General features: G+C 46.6%; 19 protein-coding genes. 12 read left to right on the forward strand and 7 right to left on the reverse strand.

Annotation, left to right across the window (positions count from 1 at the left end; genetic code table 11):
- Positions 1-263 precede the first annotated feature (263 nt).
- The 11 genes from TOL_RS01920 (at position 264) to efpL (ending at position 10,182) form a co-directional block, all read left to right on the forward strand.
- The gene (locus TOL_RS01920) at positions 264-2,369 is read left to right on the forward strand and encodes a TRAP transporter large permease subunit (protein WP_015485579.1); all 2,106 of its coding nucleotides are present in this window, start codon (positions 264-266) and stop codon (positions 2,367-2,369) included.
- A gap of 87 nt (positions 2,370-2,456) precedes the next feature.
- Positions 2,457-4,046 carry a peptide chain release factor 3 gene (locus TOL_RS01925; RefSeq protein WP_015485580.1) on the forward strand — a complete coding sequence of 530 codons (1,590 nt, stop codon included), beginning with the start codon at positions 2,457-2,459 and terminating at the stop codon, positions 4,044-4,046.
- 118 nt (positions 4,047-4,164) lie between these two features.
- Positions 4,165-4,476, forward strand: a complete 312-nt coding sequence (locus TOL_RS01930) for a hypothetical protein (protein WP_015485581.1) — start codon at positions 4,165-4,167, stop codon at positions 4,474-4,476.
- A gap of 145 nt (positions 4,477-4,621) precedes the next feature.
- The gene (gene rplM, locus TOL_RS01935) at positions 4,622-5,053 is read left to right on the forward strand and encodes a 50S ribosomal protein L13 (RefSeq protein ID WP_015485582.1); all 432 of its coding nucleotides are present in this window, start codon (positions 4,622-4,624) and stop codon (positions 5,051-5,053) included.
- Between the two features lie 4 nt (positions 5,054-5,057).
- On the forward strand, positions 5,058-5,450 hold the full coding sequence (gene rpsI / locus TOL_RS01940; RefSeq protein WP_015485583.1) for a 30S ribosomal protein S9: 393 nt from the start codon (positions 5,058-5,060) through the stop codon (positions 5,448-5,450).
- 220 nt (positions 5,451-5,670) lie between these two features.
- Positions 5,671-6,267 carry a ubiquinol-cytochrome c reductase iron-sulfur subunit gene (petA, locus tag TOL_RS01945; protein ID WP_015485584.1) on the forward strand — a complete coding sequence of 199 codons (597 nt, stop codon included), beginning with the start codon at positions 5,671-5,673 and terminating at the stop codon, positions 6,265-6,267.
- Positions 6,267-7,499 carry a cytochrome b gene (locus TOL_RS01950; protein WP_015485585.1) on the forward strand — a complete coding sequence of 411 codons (1,233 nt, stop codon included), beginning with the start codon at positions 6,267-6,269 and terminating at the stop codon, positions 7,497-7,499. Before petA ends, TOL_RS01950 begins: the two co-directional genes overlap by 1 nt.
- Before the next feature lie 2 nt (positions 7,500-7,501).
- The gene (locus TOL_RS01955) at positions 7,502-8,260 is read left to right on the forward strand and encodes a cytochrome c1 (protein WP_015485586.1); all 759 of its coding nucleotides are present in this window, start codon (positions 7,502-7,504) and stop codon (positions 8,258-8,260) included.
- Between the two features lie 95 nt (positions 8,261-8,355).
- Positions 8,356-8,982, forward strand: a complete 627-nt coding sequence (sspA, locus tag TOL_RS01960; RefSeq protein WP_015485587.1) for a stringent starvation protein SspA — start codon at positions 8,356-8,358, stop codon at positions 8,980-8,982.
- Complete coding sequence (locus TOL_RS01965; protein WP_015485588.1) at positions 8,982-9,404, forward strand: ClpXP protease specificity-enhancing factor; 423 nt, start codon at positions 8,982-8,984, stop codon at positions 9,402-9,404. The genes sspA and TOL_RS01965 overlap by 1 nt, the downstream gene beginning before the upstream one ends.
- A 211-nt stretch (positions 9,405-9,615) precedes the next feature.
- Complete coding sequence (gene efpL / locus TOL_RS01970; RefSeq protein WP_015485589.1) at positions 9,616-10,182, forward strand: elongation factor P-like protein EfpL; 567 nt, start codon at positions 9,616-9,618, stop codon at positions 10,180-10,182.
- 97 nt (positions 10,183-10,279) lie between these two features.
- Here the strand turns inward: efpL and TOL_RS01975 are convergent, their stop codons facing one another.
- The 5 genes from TOL_RS01975 to TOL_RS01995 form a co-directional block, all read right to left on the reverse strand.
- Positions 10,280-10,885, reverse strand: a complete 606-nt coding sequence (locus tag TOL_RS01975; protein WP_015485590.1) for a Pycsar system effector family protein — start codon at positions 10,883-10,885, stop codon at positions 10,280-10,282.
- 186 nt (positions 10,886-11,071) lie between these two features.
- Positions 11,072-11,635: a hypothetical protein gene (locus TOL_RS01980; protein WP_015485591.1), complete on the reverse strand. Its 564-nt coding sequence runs from the start codon at positions 11,633-11,635 to the stop codon at positions 11,072-11,074.
- 5 nt (positions 11,636-11,640) lie between these two features.
- Entirely contained in the window at positions 11,641-12,342 is a 702-nt protein-coding gene (locus TOL_RS01985) for a hypothetical protein (protein WP_015485592.1), read from the reverse strand.
- Positions 12,343-12,412: 70 nt separating this feature from the next.
- A complete protein-coding gene (locus tag TOL_RS01990; RefSeq protein WP_015485593.1) occupies positions 12,413-12,988 on the reverse strand; it encodes a DUF2589 domain-containing protein in 576 nt (191 codons plus the stop codon).
- Positions 12,989-13,342: 354 nt separating this feature from the next.
- A complete protein-coding gene (locus TOL_RS01995; protein WP_015485594.1) occupies positions 13,343-13,993 on the reverse strand; it encodes a hypothetical protein in 651 nt (216 codons plus the stop codon).
- Between the two features lie 170 nt (positions 13,994-14,163).
- Here TOL_RS01995 and TOL_RS02000 point away from each other — a divergent pair, with 170 nt between their 5' ends.
- A complete protein-coding gene (locus TOL_RS02000; protein ID WP_015485595.1) occupies positions 14,164-16,353 on the forward strand; it encodes an FdhF/YdeP family oxidoreductase in 2,190 nt (729 codons plus the stop codon).
- On the opposite strand, the gene TOL_RS02005 is transcribed toward TOL_RS02000, so the two are convergent.
- Positions 16,350-17,537, reverse strand: coding sequence for a hypothetical protein (locus TOL_RS02005; protein ID WP_015485596.1), 1,188 nt, complete (start codon positions 17,535-17,537; stop codon positions 16,350-16,352). The genes TOL_RS02000 and TOL_RS02005 overlap by 4 nt on opposite strands.
- Positions 17,538-17,556: 19 nt before the next feature.
- Positions 17,557-19,002 (reverse strand): porin family protein, encoded by a 1,446-nt coding sequence (locus tag TOL_RS02010; RefSeq protein WP_041588366.1) that lies wholly within the window; start codon positions 19,000-19,002, stop codon positions 17,557-17,559.
- Positions 19,003-19,016 lie beyond the last annotated feature (14 nt).

Consider the following 19,016-nt stretch of genomic DNA (forward strand, 5'->3'; position numbering starts at 1 on the left):
CGTGTTTTAGCTAGATCTTAAATCGAAGCCAGAATAGATTCTGGCTTCGATTTTTTTATTTGCAGTATTTGAAAATAAAAAATCGAGTTCCAGCACATTCATATTCAACGGCAAAAAGTCCGCACGGGACGATTGGGTTATGAACAAGGCGGCTTAGTGAAAGTGTAAGCTCGCTATATCCGTGGTGTGCTTGTGGTCAATTCACAGACAACTGTCTTTTATGTATGATCAGATCCTAATAAAAATAATACCTAGGAACTTCCATGGATCAGGTTGCAAGTCTCAAAGAGCCAAGCGCTTATCGCTGGCTGTCGACCATGCCTGCCTTTCTTATTTTGGTTCTCGTTGTTCTCCTTGATACCAGTAATGCGATTCAGGGACAGCTGTTGCTGTTGGGCGAGCATACGTGGAAAGGGTATTACCAGTTAAGATTAGACCCTGTCGCTCCGGCCTGTGATCCCTCTCAGGATATTGAAGTCGCATTACAGCGCACTCTGCAAAAGCAGGAAGCCAATGCAGGCGATGAGATGGATCTGTTTGCGATGGAGCCGATTGCGCCCGAGGTGCTTAGGGAGTCGTTAATTGCATCTCAAAAAGAGTGTCGTTTTCGCGTCGATCGTTACCACGAAATATTAGAGCGAAAGACCTCCAGTGTGGCTATGTACATTGCCGTTGAGCAATGGGTGGCGGACTTAGGTGAATTTCGAATGCGTGCTTCTGGCATCATGCTGGCGGTACTTCTCCTTATTTGCGGTGGTACGGCACTGTTCCGTAAACATCATATTTCATTGCGTCCGGCGTTAACGGTACTGGATTTTCGTGTGTCTGCGCTCGCTCAGATGGCGGCTTTTGGAATTTTATTTTATTCCATGGGCAGCTTTAAAGGGGTGGCGCTCTCTGCAGGTGTTAATGTCGTTCCTGAACATCTGGCGTTGCTTTGGATTTGGATTATTGGTTTTGGTTCGGCGATTGCTATTTGTCTGTATCAGGTGATTAAAGTACCGGCAGATGCAGAGCGCGGCGGTCATATCGGTAATGCAATTTTGGCTACTCCGCTGTACGCCATTTTCACGATTATTTCCGGCAGTTATTTTCTTTTTCAAGGGCACGCTTCGGGCATCGGTATTTATATTAATCAGATGATGGAGTTGGCGCCTCTGATGTTAAATGTCGCGCTCTATGTACTCATCGGTATGTTGCTTAAACGTACCGATATGGCACAGAAAGTATTCGATGTATTTCGTCCGTTTAATCTTCGTCCTGAGATGTTGGCTGTGGTGGCTGTTGCTGTGTCAGCCATACCGACGGCATACACGGGTGGTTCGGGTATTTTCGTGATTGCGGTCGGTAGTTTGGTTTATATGGAAGTTCGTCGAGCAGGCGCTCGTCGGCAATTAGCCTTGGCTGCGACGGCTATGTCGGGCTCACTTGGGGTGGTATTAAGACCCTGCCTTTTAGTGGTGATTGTTGCGGCATTGAATAATGAAGTCACGACCGATCAGCTATTTAGCTGGGGCGTCAAAGTGTTCCTGTTAACGACCGCACTGTTTGCATTTTATGCCTTCATTTCCAGTAAGAAAGTATCGACCAGCGGAGACGAAACATTAAGTACTCGGAATCATGGCACCAAGGTTTTTCCTCAGTTTCTTCAGGCGTTAAAACCATTGATTCCTTATGTGTTATTAATTTCGGGAACGTTAATTATTTACGCATTGGTATTGGCCGCGTACTTAGATGAATTTTCTGCACCGACTATTTTGCCTGTGCTTTTGATCGTCATTCTTGCGTACGAACGCTTTGCCAATCAAGAGGTGCGTCAACAAGGTTCGACGCCTGATGTCGAAGAAAAACCGAGTCTATTTGCTACGCTGCAATCATCGACCTCAGAAGCCACGGTGCATATTGGCGCGCTACTCATGCTCATGGGTACGACAATGACTATTGGTGGCGTAGTCGAGCGCGCAGAGTTAATGGCGTATTTACCAGTCGAGTTCAGTTCGGTATGGATGGCCATGTTGATGTTAGTCGCTATTTTGGTAGTGATTGGCATGGTTATGGACCCCTACGGCGCTGTGTTGTTGGTGAGTGTGACCATCGCCGGTATTGCTTATAAAGCAGGGATTGATCCTATTCACTTCTGGATGGTGACGCTGGTGGCCTTTGAGCTGGGCTATCTGAGTCCACCGGTCGCACTGAACCATCTCCTGACTCGGCAAGTGGTGGGTGAAGAGGAGATCCGGTTGGCAAAGCTTGAAACCATCGGCGACAACTTTTGGTATCGCAATGAGAAGATCTTGCTGCCCTTAGTGACCATGGCAACGGCTTTAATCATCGTTGCATTTGGCCCTTTGCTCTGGGCTGAGATGTAAAGCCCATATAAAAGACGTTCAACCTTTGAACAATGGGCCGCTTTCAGCGAGAATAGCGGCCTTTCTGTTATCCAGTTTCGAGTAATCATGTCTGACACACCGTTCTATCAGGAAGTCGCCTCTCGACGCACTTTCGGCATTATCTCGCATCCTGATGCGGGTAAAACAACCATTACCGAGAAGCTGTTGTTGTTCGGGAATGCCATTCAGCTAGCCGGTACGGTTAAAGGCCGTAAGACGGGCCGTATGGCAACGTCCGACTGGATGAAGATGGAGCAGGACCGTGGTATCTCGATCACGACGTCGGTGATGCAGTTCCCGTACAAGGACCGCATGGTTAACCTATTGGACACGCCTGGTCACGAAGACTTCTCGGAAGATACCTACCGCACCTTAACGGCGGTCGATTCTGTGTTGATGGTGATCGACGGTGCTAAAGGCGTTGAGGATCGTACCATCAAGTTGATGGATGTCTGCCGCTTGCGTGATACGCCGATTTTTACCTTCATCAACAAGATGGATCGTGAAGTGCGTGATCACATCGAAGTGATGGATGAGATTGAAACCGTTCTTAAGATCAAGTGTGCGCCCGTCACTTGGCCAATTGGTATGGGGAAGGCGTTTAAAGGCGTTTATAACCTACTCACGGATACCGTTCATGTATTTCAGCCGGGCAAAGGCAGTGTTGTTCCTGATGATGTGCGCATTGAGGGTTTGCATTCGCCGGAGTCGGTAGCCTACTTAACTCAGGGCTTGATTGATGAGCTGCAGGATGAGATCGAGCTAGTACAGGGCGCGAGCCATGAGTTCGATTTAGAGGAATACCTTGCCGGTAACCTAACGCCGGTATTCTTTGGCACGGCATTAGCGAACTTCGGTATCCGTGAAATGTTGGATTACTTCGTGGAGTGGGCACCTATGCCGATTCCGCGAGAAACGAACGAGCGTGCAATCGTACCCACGGAGACTGACTTCACTGGATTTATTTTTAAAATCCAAGCGAACATGGACCCTAAGCACCGCGACCGTATTGCCTTTATGCGTATTTGCTCAGGCACTTACACCAAGGGTATGAAGATGCGTCATGTGCGTATTGGTAAAGACATTAAAATTGCTGATGCGGTTACTTTCTTGGCGGGTGATCGCTCGGCGGTTGAAGAAGCGGTGTCGGGCGATATTATCGGTTTGCACAACCACGGCACGATTCAGATTGGTGATACTTTTACCAGCTCGGGTGATTTGCAATTTACCGGTATTCCGCACTTTGCACCGGAATTGTTTAAACGTGTACGGTTAAAAGATCCTCTGAAAATGAAGCAGTTGCAAAAAGGTTTGCAGCAGTTATCGGAAGAGGGTGCCACTCAGTTGTTTATGCCGGTGAACAACAACGACCTGATTTTAGGGGCGGTGGGTGTGCTGCAGTTCGACGTGGTTCAACAGCGTTTACGCGATGAATATAAGGTCGAATGTATTTATGAACCGATCAGCGTAAATACCGCACGTTGGGTTTACTGTAAGGATCATAAGATGCTGGAAGACTTTAAGCGCAAAGCGGGTGATAACTTAGCGATTGATGGCGGTGGTCATTTAACCTATGTGGCTCCAACTCGCGTGAATCTGTCTTTGACCGAAGAACGCTGGCCGGATATTGAGTTCCGCTCAACTCGCGAACACTAATTTGGGTGTTGCGATAGCGAGTTCTAAGTGGGTGTTTAGCTAAGCTTTGGCTCGGCTTTGCCTTGCGGTGACGAAAGATTCGACTAATCTTTTCCACAAAGGTCTGTCGGAGAAGAAAATGACGTTATTTTTTGTCGCAGGAAGTGCCCTAACTCTGTTACTATGCGCGGCTGCCTGCTGGCTATTACAGCATAGGGTCAATAAACAGACCGTATCGGCCCATGATGCCAAGGGTTATCTACTGATTGCCTGTATCATCGTTGGCTTTGGTGTGAGTGCCGGTTGTTTTGCCGTTGGCCAACAACTGGGATATCAACAGCAGGAAAATACGTCAGAAGCGATGGGCTTAGCCCTACTTCTGGATGTTATGGTGGCATTGCTAGCGCTCATTGTAGGGCTAGTGGTGATTAAGGAACCCGAACAGTATTAATCGGATATGCAGGTCTGCGGGCAGGAATGCGTATTACGAAAGAATTCGGCTGAGATTCGAGCAAGAAGGTATTGCAGAATGTTTCAGTGTCCTATAGAATGCCGCCCTCTTTTCGGATCAACATGCCCTTGAAGGCGAGAAATTGATGAAAACTTACAGCGCGAAACCAGAATCCGTAAAACGTGAGTGGTTTGTAGTTGATGCAGCTGAACAAACGCTGGGTCGTCTGGCTACTGAGGTTGCTCGCCATTTGAGAGGCAAGCACAAGCCAGAATTCACTCCACACGTTGACACTGGCGACTATATTGTCGTTATCAACGCGGACAAAGTTAAAGTAACCGGTAATAAGTCCAGTGATAAGATGTACTATCGTCACACTGGTTACCCTGGTGGTCTTAAGTCTATCTCTTTTGAGAAACTTATTGATCATAAGCCAGAGATGGTTATTGAAACTGCAGTTAAAGGCATGCTGCCCAAGAATCCTCTTGGTCGTGCCATGTTCAAAAAAATGAAAGTTTATGCCGGTAGCGAGCATCCTCATACTGCTCAACAGCCGCAAGAACTGAAACTGGGATAATATGATGGCAGTCTCTCAATACTATGGTACCGGTCGTCGTAAGACTTCCACTGCACGCGTTTTCTTGCGTCCAGGTACTGGCAGCATCGTAGTAAACAAAAAGTCTTTGGACGTTTACTTCGGTCGTGAAACAGCTCGTATGGTTGTTCGTCAACCACTCGAATTGACTGAAAACCTAGGCAAATTTGACGTTATCGTTAACGTTCAAGGTGGCGGCGGTAGTGGTCAAGCTGGTGCAATCCGTCACGGTATTACCCGTGCATTGATGCAGTACGATGAAACATTGCGTCCTTCTCTACGCGCAGCGGGTTATGTAACTCGTGATGCTCGTGAAGTTGAGCGTAAGAAAGTGGGTCTACGTAAAGCACGTAAGAAGCCACAGTTCTCCAAGCGTTAATCCGCTGCAGAATAATAAAGAGCGCTTATTGGCACAGATCAATAAGCGCTTTTTTTATGTCTAAATCCCTAGTATCTATGGGTTTTTCCGGTTGTTTCTGGCCCCTATTTTCTTTACTATGAGCGCCGCTCTGTATGCTACGCTTGGTCTGTACAAAAATTGTGCAAGCGCTCCTGACCGGCTGGCGACGAAAGAATTTTTTTGATGGGAGAAGATGGTAATGAGTCAAGACGGCGTGAATAAGACTCGGCGTACTCTGCTCGTGGGTGCGACCGGTGCTGTCGGTGCAGTTGGTGCAGGCTTCCTTGCAGTGCCATTCGTAAAATCTTGGTTGCCAAGTGAAAAAGCGAAGGCTGCTGGTGCCCCGGCTAAAGTCGATGTCAGTAAAATTGAACCAGGTGCCATGCTCACCGCCGAATGGCGCGGTAAGCCTGTCTATATCGTGCGTCGCACACCAGAAACCTTGGACACACTTGGTACTCTGGCTGGTCGTTTAAAAGATCCCGAGAACAGCAATAAAGAACAGCAACCAGCGTATGCAGATAACGGTTTCCGTTCACGTAAGCCAGAATTGCTGGTTTTGCTAGGTGTATGTACTCACCTAGGTTGCGCTCCTAAGTATTTCGCTGAAGTTAAGCCTGAGCCGTTTGATTCTGACTGGAAAGGTGGTTGGTACTGCCCGTGTCACGGTTCACGTTTCGATTTGGCGGGACGTGTATTCAATGGTTCACCAGCAGCAACCAACTTAGTTGTACCTCCGTACTCCTATGAAAGCGATAACGTACTGGTGATTGGCGTTGACGAGGAGAATGCATAATGAGCAAGCAACAAAATACGCTCATGGGCTGGATTGATGACCGTTTACCGGTTACTCAGACCTATGAAAAGCATATGTCTAAATACTATGCACCGAAGAACTTTAACTTTTGGTACTTCTTCGGCGTATTGTCCATGATGATGCTGGCCAACCAAATCCTTACCGGTGTTTGGCTGACTATGAACTTCGTACCAAGCGCTGAAGGTGCATTCGCATCTGTTGAATACATCATGCGTGACGTTGAGTGGGGTTGGTTAATTCGTTACCTACATTCTACGGGTGCTACTTTCTTCTTTATCGCGGTATACCTGCACATGATGCGTGCGGTTTTGTACGGTTCCTATCAGAAGCCGCGTGAATTGATCTGGATCTTCGGTATGTTGATTTACCTAGCTCTTATGGCTGAAGCCTTCATGGGTTACGTACTGCCATGGGGACAGATGTCCTATTGGGGGGCGCAGGTAATTATTTCCCTATTCTCGGTTATTCCTTTCGGTATCGGTGATGCGCTGACGGAATGGATCCGTGGTGACTTCTTGATCTCTGGCGCGACTCTTAACCGCTTCTTTGCATTGCATGTTGTTGCTTTGCCTTTAGTGATTGTTGGTTTAGTTGTTGTGCATTTGTTGGCGTTACATGAAGTGGGTTCTAACAACCCTGATGGCGTTGATATTAAGAAATTGAAAGACGAAAACGGTAAGCCATTAGATGGTATCCCGTTCCACCCTTACTACACCGTGCATGACTTGGTGGGTATTGTTGTGTTCTTGATGATCTTCTGTACCGTATTGTTCTTCTTCCCTGAAGGCAATGGCTTTGCTCTCGAATACGCTAACTTTGAACCTGCGAATGGTTTGAAAACACCAGCTCACATTGCCCCGGTTTGGTACTTCGGTTCGTTCTACGCGATTTTGCGTGCGGTCCCGGACAAATTGCTAGGTGTTATCGCAATGGGCGCAGCAATCGCCATCTTGTTCGTACTGCCTTGGTTGGATCGTAGCCCTGTTAAGAGCTGGCGCTATAAAGGTTGGGTCAGCAAGATTTTCATCGTCGTATTTGGTTTCAACTTTGTATTGTTGACTTGGTTGGGTACTCAGCCGGCAACGGCAACGCTAACGTCTATCGCACAGGTTGCATCGGTTATTTATTTCAGCTTCTTTATCGGAATGCCGTTCTATACCCGTATGGAAAAAACCAAACCAGTGCCAGAACGCGTAACCGGGGGCCATTAATAATGAAAAAGATATTTGCGTTAATTGCAGCGGTTATCCCTGCGTTTGCTTTGGCTTCTGGTGGCGATGTACACCTAGACAAGCATTTGACTGATCTCACTGACACTGCTTCATTGCAGCGTGGTGCTCAAACCTTTGCTAACTACTGCATGGGTTGTCACGCGACATCACACGCCCGTTATAACCGCGTAGCACGTGATTTAGAAATTCCTGAAAAGTTAATGATGGAAAATCTAGTTGCAGACACGGACAAGCGGTTTGGCGATTTAATGACAATTGCCATGACGACTGAAGACGCTAAGCAATGGTTCGGTGCGCCGCCACCGGATTTGACCTTGGTGGCTCGTGTTCGTCGTCCGGATTGGTTGTATACCTACTTACGCAGCTTCTATGTTGATTCAAGCCGTCCGTGGGGGGTTAACAACGTTGTCTTTAAAGACGTTGGTATGCCGCATGTGTTGGCTGGTTTGCAGGGCGTGCAGATGCGTGGCACTGCTCAGGTTGCTGTTGATTTTGACACGTTAACGGGTCAGGAAATCACCGAAGAACATCATGATGTTTTGTATTTAGCTGAAGAAGGCACTTTGTCTGCAAGCGAATACGATAAGTTGGTGTTCGATCTGGTAAACTTCCTGACCTATATGGCTGAACCTATCGCAGTTGAGCGTGAGCGTCTTGGATGGTGGGTACTTCTGTTCCTAGCTATCTTCTTTGTACCAGTGTACATGCTGAACAAAGAGTTCTGGCGCGACGTTAAATAACGTCATTCAGACATCGCAAGTCTATGCAGCTCGGCCGCTTTTAGCGGTCGGGCTATATTTATTTTTGGCATTGCTAAGAAAAAAGAGAGGAAACTATGGGGGTTGTGGCGAAACGCTCTTCCATGACGTTTTATTCAGATGCGGCGGATCACTATAGCCATCGCGTTCGTATCGTACTGGCAGAAAAAGGTGTTGCGGTAGAAATTCATGACATCGATCCAGATAACAAGCCAGAAGATCTGGCAAGCCTGAACCCATATAACTCACTGCCAACGTTAGTTGACCGTGAGCTGGTTCTGTATGAACCAAATGTGATGATGGAATACTTAGACGAACGCTTCCCGCATCCGCCGTTATTACCGGTGTATCCGGTTGCGCGCGCGCAGAGCCGTTTGTGGATCAACCGCATTGAGAAAGACTGGTGCGGTCTGATTGAAACTATTGTGTCTGGTAAAGGCAAAGATGTAGATAAAGCTCGTAAAGAACTTAGCGATAGTTTGATGGCGATTACGCCGATCTTCGCTGAGATGCCTTACTTCATGAGTGAAGATTTCTCCATCGTTGATTGCTGTGTTGCACCAATCTTGTGGCGCTTGCCTGTTTTCGGCATTGAACTGCCAGAGAAAGCGTCAAAACCATTGTTGCAGTACATGGAGCGTTTGTTTGAGCGTGAATCTTTTCAGGCGAGCTTGTCTGAAGCAGAACGCGAGATGCGTGACTAATGGCTGATAAAATGACACCTAGCCGCCCGTATTTGATGCGGGCGCTGCATGAGTGGATTCTCGACAACAATTGCACGCCTTATGTGTTGGTTGATGCCGGTTTGCCGAATGTACAAGTTCCCCAGGAGTTTGTTAACAACGGACAAATCGTGCTGAATATTAGCACCGGTGCTGTACGTGACTTGTCGATGACTCAGGAAGGGTTGTCGTTTAATGCGCGGTTTGGTGGTGTGCCGATGGACGTCTTCGTGCCTTTGGTTGCCATACTTGCTATCTACGCCAAAGAGAACGGTCAAGGAATGGTGTTTGGTTCTGAAGCGGGTGCGCCCGATCCTAGCGATCCAACGCCTCCGCCTAAGTCAGCAAAGAAAGCTGACGTAGTACCAAGCGGTATTCGACCTTCTTTGAAAGTAGTAAAGTAGTAACTGTATGCCAAAGAAGCCGCCGCAAGGCGGCTTTTTTATACCTGATGGTATTTTTAAAGTACGGTTGAGTTGGTCTTTAGTGCCAAGCGTTTAATCTGGCACCATGCTTTCTTGGATCACTAAGTGAAGTTTTTGCTTGGTATGTCTGGGTACTTTTCAGGTGCTGTATCTATATAGTAACCTTCGGGTTTTTAAGAGAGGGCGGACAATGCCAAAGGTCAGTGAAATTAAGAAAAATGCCGCCGTTGAATACGACGGTAACGTGTATTTTGTTAAAGATATTGAACGCTCTGTACCGCAAGGTCGCGCCGGTGGTTCTATCTATCGTATGCGCATGTACAACGTGGTTACTGGTGCAAAGCTAGACGAGTCTTTCAAAGACAGCGATATGCTAAACCTAGCTGATCTAACTCGTCGTCCGGTAACGCTGTCGTATATTGATGGTGATGAATACGTATTTATGGATAGCGAAGACTACACGTCGTATAGCCTGAACAAAGAAACGATTGCTGATGAAGCATTGTTTATCGCAGAGGATACGCAGAACCTGCAAGTGGTTGTTCTGAACGATGCGCCCGTAGGTGTTGATTTGCCGGGTGTTGTTGAGTTGGTTATCGTTGATACCGCCCCAGCAATGAAAGGTTCATCGGCAACTTCTCGCACTAAGCCAGCTACATTAACCACTGGCTTGGTCGTTCAGGTTCCTGAGCACATCTCAACGGGTGATCGCATTCGCGTGAACGTTGAAGAATGTAAGTTTACTGGCCGCGCATAAGATTCCTGGTTTATAGCTAGGAAATTACGTTGTCGAAACCCATAAGTTGAGAGCTGCCAATGTGGTTCTCAATTTATGCTTTATTTTTAAGGCGCTATTAGGCAGCGCTGACTAGATTGACCACAACATCCGCAATAAATAACAGTAACGAAGTCGCCACGCCAAGAAAGGCAAAAAGGTATGCGCGTCTAAGCTGTTTGTATTTCCGTTTTAGTATGTTCCCCATCTGATAGATGTCTTTCAAAAATAGCGCTTTAGCCTTTTCGTTATCTTCAATGGTATTCAGCATGTGGGCTACGTAATCTTCTTCGGTGAAGTTGGTGTAGAAACCAAAAAAGAATGGATTGGGCATTTCCTCAATATTTTTTATTGCGAATTTGCCATGAAATTTTGGAGCTATCACCATTAAGCTAGAGGAGAAGGCAATCAGCTCTAAAGATATGAAGACTATCAAGATGAGTTGCACATGGGTTGCGTAAGACTCAGTGTTCGTGAGTTTTGTGAGTACCACTGTAAACATAATACCTATGATACCCATCAGAATATTCGCCTTCTGATCGGCCATAGCGTTAAGTCGCAGATGGCTTCTATGTACGGCGTTGAGTAAGTCAATTATGCCACCAGTGTTTGGTTTAACTGCTGCTGGCTCGTCTAAAGACAAAATACTTGGACTAGTGTCCTTGTCTGTTATCGACTTGTTCATTGTACTGCTCCGAAACACGTGAACATAAATATAGTGCTATTTTAGAGTGTGGCGCAGTTTATTAACATATGGCGATTAATGATTAATGCTGAGCATTCTACAATATATCGGATTGGCACCGAGAGATGCGTTTGCTACAGCGTTTAGGCTGTAGCGGAGTGAGAGTATCTGTAATTAGGCAAGCGATTAGTTTGTGGCTGGCTGCGCCAATAAATGCCCAATAATGTCACCAAGTAGATAGCGTCGATCAGTTTCTGCCATACGCCCTTGCAGGTATAGAGCTAGAGTAGGGTTGTCTTGTGCAGCTTTCGCTTGTTCCCAGATTTTATCTAAATATCCAGTGGTTATCGTGCTAGTTGCTGGTAGCGGTTCGCGACTTGAGGCTACGGCTAGTATTTGCGATAACTTATCGCGATATTCCTCAAACTGACGATCAATCCCTTCTACATGTTCGCGCAGAGCGATTTCAGCTTGTTGCACCATTTGCATGGTTTGCCCACGTTTTTGCTTGCGCGTTATTTTGCAATTAGCCCCTTCAGCAAGACCTTCACTGGTTGCAACCACTAAACCACGAAAGCCCGATAGACGTGATACTAGCGGCAGCCGAAATGGCTCTAAGGCCTTCTCGGTTTTCCGCAACCAATCAACCGTATTGTCGGTGAATCTAGATTCTTGTTGGCTGTACTGATCAACCAACGTCGGAACATAAAGTAACTGTGCCAGAATGGTTTCGCGAATAATCGACTGCATTCCATTTACTCCGGCTGTAGGCGATTACGAATAGAGCCACTTTCTGTTTCTGATGTTGACCACTCCAAACCTTCTTCGCGTAGCGTGATACTAAGCCGCACACTGGATTCGTGCGTCGACTTTTCTTTTACTTCACTGGTAATTGCTGACGCCTTAAGGCTGGTTGGATTTGAGATTTTTTTAAGAGAAACAGAGCTAACGCGTTGGCGAATCGATTGGATCAAATTGCTCTTTTGTGTGTTTTGTAATTCATTATTTAAGCCCGATTTTTTCATGGCGGATTGCAGTGCATCATCGACGACACGAACGATGGCTTCGCGGCTAACTTGCCCTTGTTTTTGTTGCTCTAGTTTTGATACGCGCTCTAATGCAGTTTTAGCGTCTGTGTTAAATGTTGCTTGGAATTTACGCATACTGCTTGCTTCTAAACCTTCGCTAGCGACATGCTGCTTTAATTCATCAAGAACCGCCTTGTGAATCACTGCGGGAGAATTTAACTCGGCAGTGTTTGCGCCGACGTGGCCATCAATCGTAATCGGCATATCAATGGTTAGTTGAGGTACACGTACTCGTGGCAAGCTCATGCCTTCAAGTAATGGGTTGTCTTTATAATATTCGGCGACTGCGGCAGTTTCTTCATCGGCCATACGTCTTGCATGCACAAGACTCACCATTAATGCCCCAAGAACTTCACTTAATTCTGCCATACCAATCTCTCCTGATTTAACTCTGGGCGAACCAGCGCTCGCCCAGCTCCATTGAACCTAGCGCTAATTATTAAGGAGCGCTTGGTACTTCTTTAATCGCATTTTCTAAAATCCCCAGCAGCTTTTCTGTACCTGCTGGTAGCTCGTCTTGCACGGCTCTTACATGGATAGCCAAGCTGTAAGTACGCTCGGTTTTCGAGCTAGCAGAGGTTGATTTCTTGTACGAATAGCTGGCGCTTAGTTTAACTGAAACTGGGCCCCAACCACCTTTCGCAGAAAGGCTCGTATTTAAATCATGCGACGACGTTGTCGTGGATTCCTGCACCGAATTAATTTTCGCATTAAAGTCGATGGTCGTTTCTTCTACGCGAATAAATGGAATAGGTAACATCGTCAAAATAGGTACAGTGAGATCATATTTTGTTGGTGTTACGGTTACCGCTCCCTGAGCATCTGTCGTCTCAATGGGCTTCATATAACTGAAGGTTACCATCGTTGGAATGTTGGTATCTTGTTCGAAACCAACCGACTTAATGAAGTCTACAGATGTTTGGGCAGATTGCGCTTGAGCGCGAACGACGGCATCTAGCGGGCCGCCAATCATGGATTTAAAGTCGATACTTGAGAGTTCGTCACCAATCGCCATGGTGTTCTCCTTCTGTCGGATTAAGGGCGACAAAGGACTCGGAATTATCCGGACTGCTTCCTTTCAACCAACCACAGGACGTGATCAGCGGACTTAGGCTACGGCGCGTTTATGGCAGGTGCAATCGCTTGTTCGAAATCATTTTCACCGGTATTAATGATTGCTTTTCGGGTTAACTATATGAAAATCCAAGGAATTTAATAGTTAATAATTAAAGTTTTGTGTTGGAAATACACGTTCGGATCTTGATATGGATCATAATGAGTGCGACACAATTTGGAGTGTGGCGCTTTTTGGGGGGATCGGCTGCAGATGCAGCGAACGTGTATTAGTTACTGGCATTTTACGTGCCAGCTACGCATCCTGAATGCTCGTGTAGCTCGCGGTTGCATCGTTTGATTGTTCGTTATTGCGAACTGTATTTAAAGCGCTGAGCACGTCGAAAACGTTTTCAAAACCGGTTATCACGCTCTCTGGTGCGCCTTTCTCTATCAGTTGTTCGGTGTATGCGGTGACATAGTCGAATGCGTCGATTTCAGCTTGGCGATGTGTTGGTGTAATGCTTTCATCCATGCGATCTATTACATCAATGACATTTAATATGGCTTTTGCCGCCGTGTTATCGCCATCGACTTCTTCATCAAGAATATAGGTATTCAGAAAATTCGAAGCTTGAGTGATGGTCGACATATCATCTTCTTGGCCACCAAGATTTTGATACTCACTAGCGGAAATAAAGCCATCTTTATACAAACGCTGAGCAAGTGCTGGAATGTCACTTGAACTCATACGGCCAGAGAAAAATTCGGCATTAATGCGGCTAAGTTTTTCCGCATGCAGTGATAGGGACACCTTATCGTTGCCTATTTGTAGGGAGCGTTTGCCAGAAGCGGAGCTTGTTATTGCCGTGCTATCGCTTGCGGTTGCTCCGGTAGTGGCAGACGAACTCTTACCAAGCATGGTTAATAAATTTTGGTAGCTAGATGACGAACTATTGATATCCACATGAACACCCTCCAAATATGACAAGAGGTAATACGCAATTATCAGGCCAAATGACCTTATTGCTCGCTGACTTACTGATTCATCCTAGTGTTATAAGGAATCGACCTTGGCAGCTACTAGAGCCCTCAGGCATAGTGATGATGTGATATCTGGTTGAGGTATGTTTAAGCATGAAGAGCTCGTCGGGTAAGGCCATGCCGGTTGGTGGCGGTGTTAAGAAAATAGTGTATGCGCTGAATACCATGCGCCGTATGGGACTTATGAATTCGCAAAAAGCCCTGCGCGCTAATAACACCTTTAAAGCCTGTGGTTTGGGCATGGGTGGCCAAGAGGGCGGCATGATTAATGAAATGCACGAATACCCCTCCGTGTGTAATAAAAGTATTCAAGCACAATCGACCGATTTGCAGTCGCCGATTCCGGATGAATTATTTGATCACCCGCTCGACGATTTTAAAGACCTAACACCGCATGAGTTAGAACATCTAGGGCGCTTGGGAAAACCCATCTTTAAAGAAAAAAGCAGCAATAGATTTCGTGTGGTGGATTGGGACTGGGCCATTGATTACGCCGCAAAAAAATTTGCCAATACATCCGCCGCGCGTTCGTTCTTTTATTCGTCAGGGCGCTCGTCCAACGAAGCCGGATTTGTTCTGCAACTGTTTGCCCGCTTGTACGGCACCAATAACGTTACTAACTGCTCCTACTACTGCCATCAGGCGACGAGTGAAGGCTTAGGTACTACCATAGGCGCGGGCACTGCAACGGTGGAACTAGAAGACCTCAGCTTATGCGATGCTATTTTTGTGATTGGTGCGAACCCAGCATCTAACCATCCGCGCTTTATTCATAAATTAAAAGCCTGTCGTGATCGCGGTGGTGAAGTGATCGTGATTAATCCAGCGAAAGAACCGGGTTTAATTAAATTCGCGTTACCCAAAAGTATGCGCTCGATTATTACCGGTGGCAGCGATATAGCCTCGGTTTATGTACAGCCAAAGATTGGCGGTGATTTAGCCTTATTTAAAGGCATCGCCAAATACTTAATCGAGAATAATCACACAGCGCCATCTTTTATTGAGCAATATACGCAGGGCTATGATGCGTTTTTAGCCGATATTAATGACACGTCTTGGACCGAAATTGAGAAACTCAGCGGTGTCGCTAAAGTCGATATCGAAGTCGTGGCACAGGCTTATGCGCGTTCTAAAAATGCGGTTTTTGCTTGGGGAATGGGTATGACCCATCATTTGAACGGTGTCGAAAATATTGAGTACATTGCCAATCTTGCCTTAATGCGTGGCATGATCGGCGCGCCGGGGCGTGGGTTGTTACCACTGCGCGGCCACAGTAATGTGCAAGGCATTGGCACCATCGGGGTGAAACCGGTATTGCCCGAGTATATTTTTCAAGGATTGCAGACCGAACTGAACGTCAGCTTTCCAGAAGCACCAGAAGGGTTAGATACGCTGGCGTGTTTAGAGCGAGCCGCAGAAGGTAAAATGGATGCGGCGTTAATTCTTGGCGGCAATTTATATCAGGCGACGCCGAACTCGGTATGGGCGAAGCAGGCGTTAGATAAGGTCGGTTTTAAAGTCTATTTAACCACCACGCTGAATGCCGGCCATGTACACGTTTGTGATAACAGCGACGCGTTAATTTTACCCGTCATGGCACGCGACGAAGAAGCTCAACCCACCACTCAAGAATCGATGTTTAATTATGTGCGGCTAAGTGATGGGGGTATTACTCGTCTGGCGCACGTGCGCTCTGAGGTTGATATCCTCACTAGTATCGCGGTAAAAACCCTGCCACCAGAACAGTTCGATATGAGTGTGTTTAAATCACACCAAAGCATTCGCGAAACCATCGCTAATGTGGTACCGGGTATGGAAGAGCTAGCGGATATTTCTGTGGCTAAACACGAATTTCATGTGTGTAATCGTGTGATGCACACACCGGAATTTAAAACCGATAATGGCAAAGGGCAGTTTGTATTTCATCCATTAATCGATAACAGCAAGGCCGATTATCCTTTCACCTTGATGAGCGTGCGCAGTGAAGGGCAATTTAACAGCATTATTTATGAGGAAAACGATAGCTATCGCGGCGTCGATAATCGCTGGACGGTGCTGCTGAATCCCGATGACATGAAAGCCATGGCGCTGAGTGCCGGTGATAAGATCGATGTGGTGTCTGCCCACGGAGTGATGAAATCCGTGCATGCGCAACCCTTCGACATTCCACAAGGCAATGTCATGGCTTACTACCCAGAGGCCAATGTATTGATTGGACTAGAGCGTGATAAACGCAGTCATACGCCTGCGTTTAAATCGGTGTCAGTGAAATTGGTCTATTAATTAATCGGCTCAAGCGGCGCTAGCTCAATCGGAGCAATTGGCTCTAGATCAATCGGAGCAATTGGATCTAGATCAATGGGTTTAATCGGCTCTCGATCAATCGGTTTAATCGGAGCTCGATCAATCGGCTTAATCGGTTCTAGATCAATCGGCTTAATCGGTTCTAAATCAATCGGTTCAATTGGTGCTAAATCAATCGGCTTAATTGGAATCTGGTTAATCGGCGCAGGATCAATCTGACCAGGCATTCCTTCTGTTTGTTCAAGGCGCTGAATAACACTATTCATTGATTCGTTATTCAATAAATTACGAATATCTCTTAACAAGGCCCCATTAACAGAATCACCGCCTAAGTGTGCATCGCTATTGGCTGAACCCTTGTCTGTTACTGAAGGCAAGGTATCGGACAAGTTACCGAATTCCATCGCTTGATTGTTTTGTGCAGTAGACGAACTTCCACTGCTGTTCTTACCGTCGCTGTCATCTTTATCGCTGTCATAGGACACGGCTTGGCTAATATCTAATGCTGGTGCAACGAAGACGATAGGAGCGTTCCCCTTAACGGCTAAGACACTACCTCCGGGTTTGGTTAAGTCTACTGTGCCTTGATCACTGGTATAGCGAAAGGCCCCACTTTTTACCCAGCGCGCAGCACGAGGACCCGGCCCCATTAAAGCCGCGTAACTCACAGGTTCGGTGGTTGCAGGGAGTTTGATCTGAGGAAAGTAAGTCGCCGCTTGCTCAGAACTCAGCATGCCGACAACGCCTGTCGTGCCTAAAACGGCAATATCTGTATTAGGCTGTTTAATTTGAAAGACCCCAGCTTGTCCATTGGCGATGTGCCCGGTAGAAAACTTCATCAGGCCTGCGTACTGGGTTATTTGTAAACGCCCAATATTAGTAGTTGCATCGTACTCATAAATATCCAATGAGATATCGACATCGCCTGCGAAGGTGAATACCGTTTCGTCCAATAAAATGAGCTGAAATATTTGATCATGACGAGTACGAATATGATCACCAATTAGGATGGCAGTACCACTAACGGAAGGGATTTCGACGCCATCGCGCTCAATAAATATATCGCCACGCAACCCTGCAATCACCCCTACCTGACTTGCTGCTGCGTTAATACTACAAAGAATGGAAAGGGCGATTAGGCTCAGTGCTCTAAATAATTTCATTGTCATCATCCCCTTACCATTAAAATTCAAAACGCTTACGTAAAAGCGCCTGCCAACGGACATTGTTGTAGTCATAATTAGGAATGTTTGAATGATTACTTAAATATTCGCCTGATAAAGCGAGGGTGAAATTCTTAAACCCCGGTAAGTTGGCTGCTGTTTTACTGCCAGCGCCAATCGCCATAGCATCAACAAACCAAGCAATTGGAGATTCTAGCGTTATTGAAACTCGCACCGGCGTATCTAAGCGAACTTTTCTCGGGTCCCCCGTAACGCTTTCGGCACTGCCTTTGTAGCTTGTTCGACCACCGCTGACATAGCTTGAGAGGCTATGGCCTGCGCCGAACATCCATAAATGACCAATGCTAGCGCTCCAAGCATCATATTCGTAATCTGTTGTATCGGGAGCATCGGTATTCTTATTGGTGTAATTAAGCCCTAGTGATAACTGTTGGCTGCTATTAAACGTTACCGAGCCATACAGACGTGCGTATACGCGATCACCAGAATTCATCTCTGCATTCTGGCTGGCGTCGCTATTCATATAGGTATCTGAAAACCAACCACTCGAAGCTATCGTGCGATAGGTGAGCTTCTGCTCACGTAAATACCACGAGTGACTAAGGCTCAATTGCGAGCCAACACTGCGCAGAAACGAATTACCATTTAGACGATGAAATGAGTAGTAGCCGAGTGTCGTTAGGTCTGAGCCGCCTAGATCAAAGCGCGCACCGGCGGAACTGTTGAGCGACGCGAAATCTTCATTGTCATAGTATGCTTGATTATCACGTGCGTACTCTAAAGACCCCAGTAGTCGGTGGCTGCGATACTGGCCAAACTTATACGCTATATCGTATCTAGCTGTGCCTTGAGTGCCGTAATCATCGACCTTTTCGATCTTGTATGGGAATTCAAAACCATAGAAAAGAATTGTATCGCCTTCGGGCGCAGCATTACGGTTGTCATCGAAATGACCGCCTAAAGAGAAATCCAAAGATTGGTTTAAGCGTTTGTCTAATTCGTCGATTTTGCGTAGATAGTCGATAACTAAGGTTTGATTGTTTTGTGGCAGGCGAACACGGTCGACGCCTGTAAATTCTCGTTTAGCATCGCTCATCATATCGTTGTGATATAACAAACTGGCGTATAGAACTCGTACTTGCTCTTGATGTGGCTCTAACAGCAAAAGGCGTTCAACTACTGGCAGAGCGGCTTTTAGTTCGCCGCCATCAACTTTTTGCCGAAGATAACAATAATTTAGGCGGATGTTGTCGGGGTCTGCGAACACATCCGCAAACGAAACCACAGGACACGTGCTTTCCACCACCTTGGTTGGAACGTCGTTTATAGCAACAGATGGGGCAGTTTCTGAGCCACTGCCAGCATCCATCGTACGTGCCTGTTCGGCAGCAGAACCGCTCGCCCAAACAAGACCCGATAAGGCTAATATTGCGAAATAGCGCATAATAAAATCAACAA

The organism is Thalassolituus oleivorans MIL-1, assembly GCF_000355675.1.
GTDB lineage: Bacteria > Pseudomonadota > Gammaproteobacteria > Pseudomonadales > Oceanobacteraceae > Thalassolituus > Thalassolituus oleivorans.

What these genes read in the sequence shown, in the direction of transcription:
- TOL_RS01920 (WP_015485579.1), top strand. Translation starts at nt 264, where the DNA reads ATGGATCAGGTTGCAAGTCTCAAAGAGCCAAGCGCTTATCGCTGGCTG.
- TOL_RS01925 (WP_015485580.1), top strand. Translation starts at nt 2,457, where the DNA reads ATGTCTGACACACCGTTCTATCAGGAAGTCGCCTCTCGACGCACTTTC.
- TOL_RS01930 (WP_015485581.1), top strand. Translation starts at nt 4,165, where the DNA reads ATGACGTTATTTTTTGTCGCAGGAAGTGCCCTAACTCTGTTACTATGC.
- rplM (WP_015485582.1), top strand. Translation starts at nt 4,622, where the DNA reads ATGAAAACTTACAGCGCGAAACCAGAATCCGTAAAACGTGAGTGGTTT.
- rpsI (WP_015485583.1), top strand. Translation starts at nt 5,058, where the DNA reads ATGGCAGTCTCTCAATACTATGGTACCGGTCGTCGTAAGACTTCCACT.
- petA (WP_015485584.1), top strand. Translation starts at nt 5,671, where the DNA reads ATGAGTCAAGACGGCGTGAATAAGACTCGGCGTACTCTGCTCGTGGGT.
- TOL_RS01950 (WP_015485585.1), top strand. Translation starts at nt 6,267, where the DNA reads ATGAGCAAGCAACAAAATACGCTCATGGGCTGGATTGATGACCGTTTA.
- TOL_RS01955 (WP_015485586.1), top strand. Translation starts at nt 7,502, where the DNA reads ATGAAAAAGATATTTGCGTTAATTGCAGCGGTTATCCCTGCGTTTGCT.
- sspA (WP_015485587.1), top strand. Translation starts at nt 8,356, where the DNA reads ATGGGGGTTGTGGCGAAACGCTCTTCCATGACGTTTTATTCAGATGCG.
- TOL_RS01965 (WP_015485588.1), top strand. Translation starts at nt 8,982, where the DNA reads ATGGCTGATAAAATGACACCTAGCCGCCCGTATTTGATGCGGGCGCTG.
- efpL (WP_015485589.1), top strand. Translation starts at nt 9,616, where the DNA reads ATGCCAAAGGTCAGTGAAATTAAGAAAAATGCCGCCGTTGAATACGAC.
- TOL_RS01975 (WP_015485590.1), bottom strand. Translation starts at nt 10,885, where the DNA reads ATGAACAAGTCGATAACAGACAAGGACACTAGTCCAAGTATTTTGTCT.
- TOL_RS01980 (WP_015485591.1), bottom strand. Translation starts at nt 11,635, where the DNA reads ATGCAGTCGATTATTCGCGAAACCATTCTGGCACAGTTACTTTATGTT.
- TOL_RS01985 (WP_015485592.1), bottom strand. Translation starts at nt 12,342, where the DNA reads ATGGCAGAATTAAGTGAAGTTCTTGGGGCATTAATGGTGAGTCTTGTG.
- TOL_RS01990 (WP_015485593.1), bottom strand. Translation starts at nt 12,988, where the DNA reads ATGGCGATTGGTGACGAACTCTCAAGTATCGACTTTAAATCCATGATT.
- TOL_RS02000 (WP_015485595.1), top strand. Translation starts at nt 14,164, where the DNA reads ATGAAGAGCTCGTCGGGTAAGGCCATGCCGGTTGGTGGCGGTGTTAAG.
- TOL_RS02005 (WP_015485596.1), bottom strand. Translation starts at nt 17,537, where the DNA reads ATGAAATTATTTAGAGCACTGAGCCTAATCGCCCTTTCCATTCTTTGT.
- TOL_RS02010 (WP_041588366.1), bottom strand. Translation starts at nt 19,002, where the DNA reads ATGCGCTATTTCGCAATATTAGCCTTATCGGGTCTTGTTTGGGCGAGC.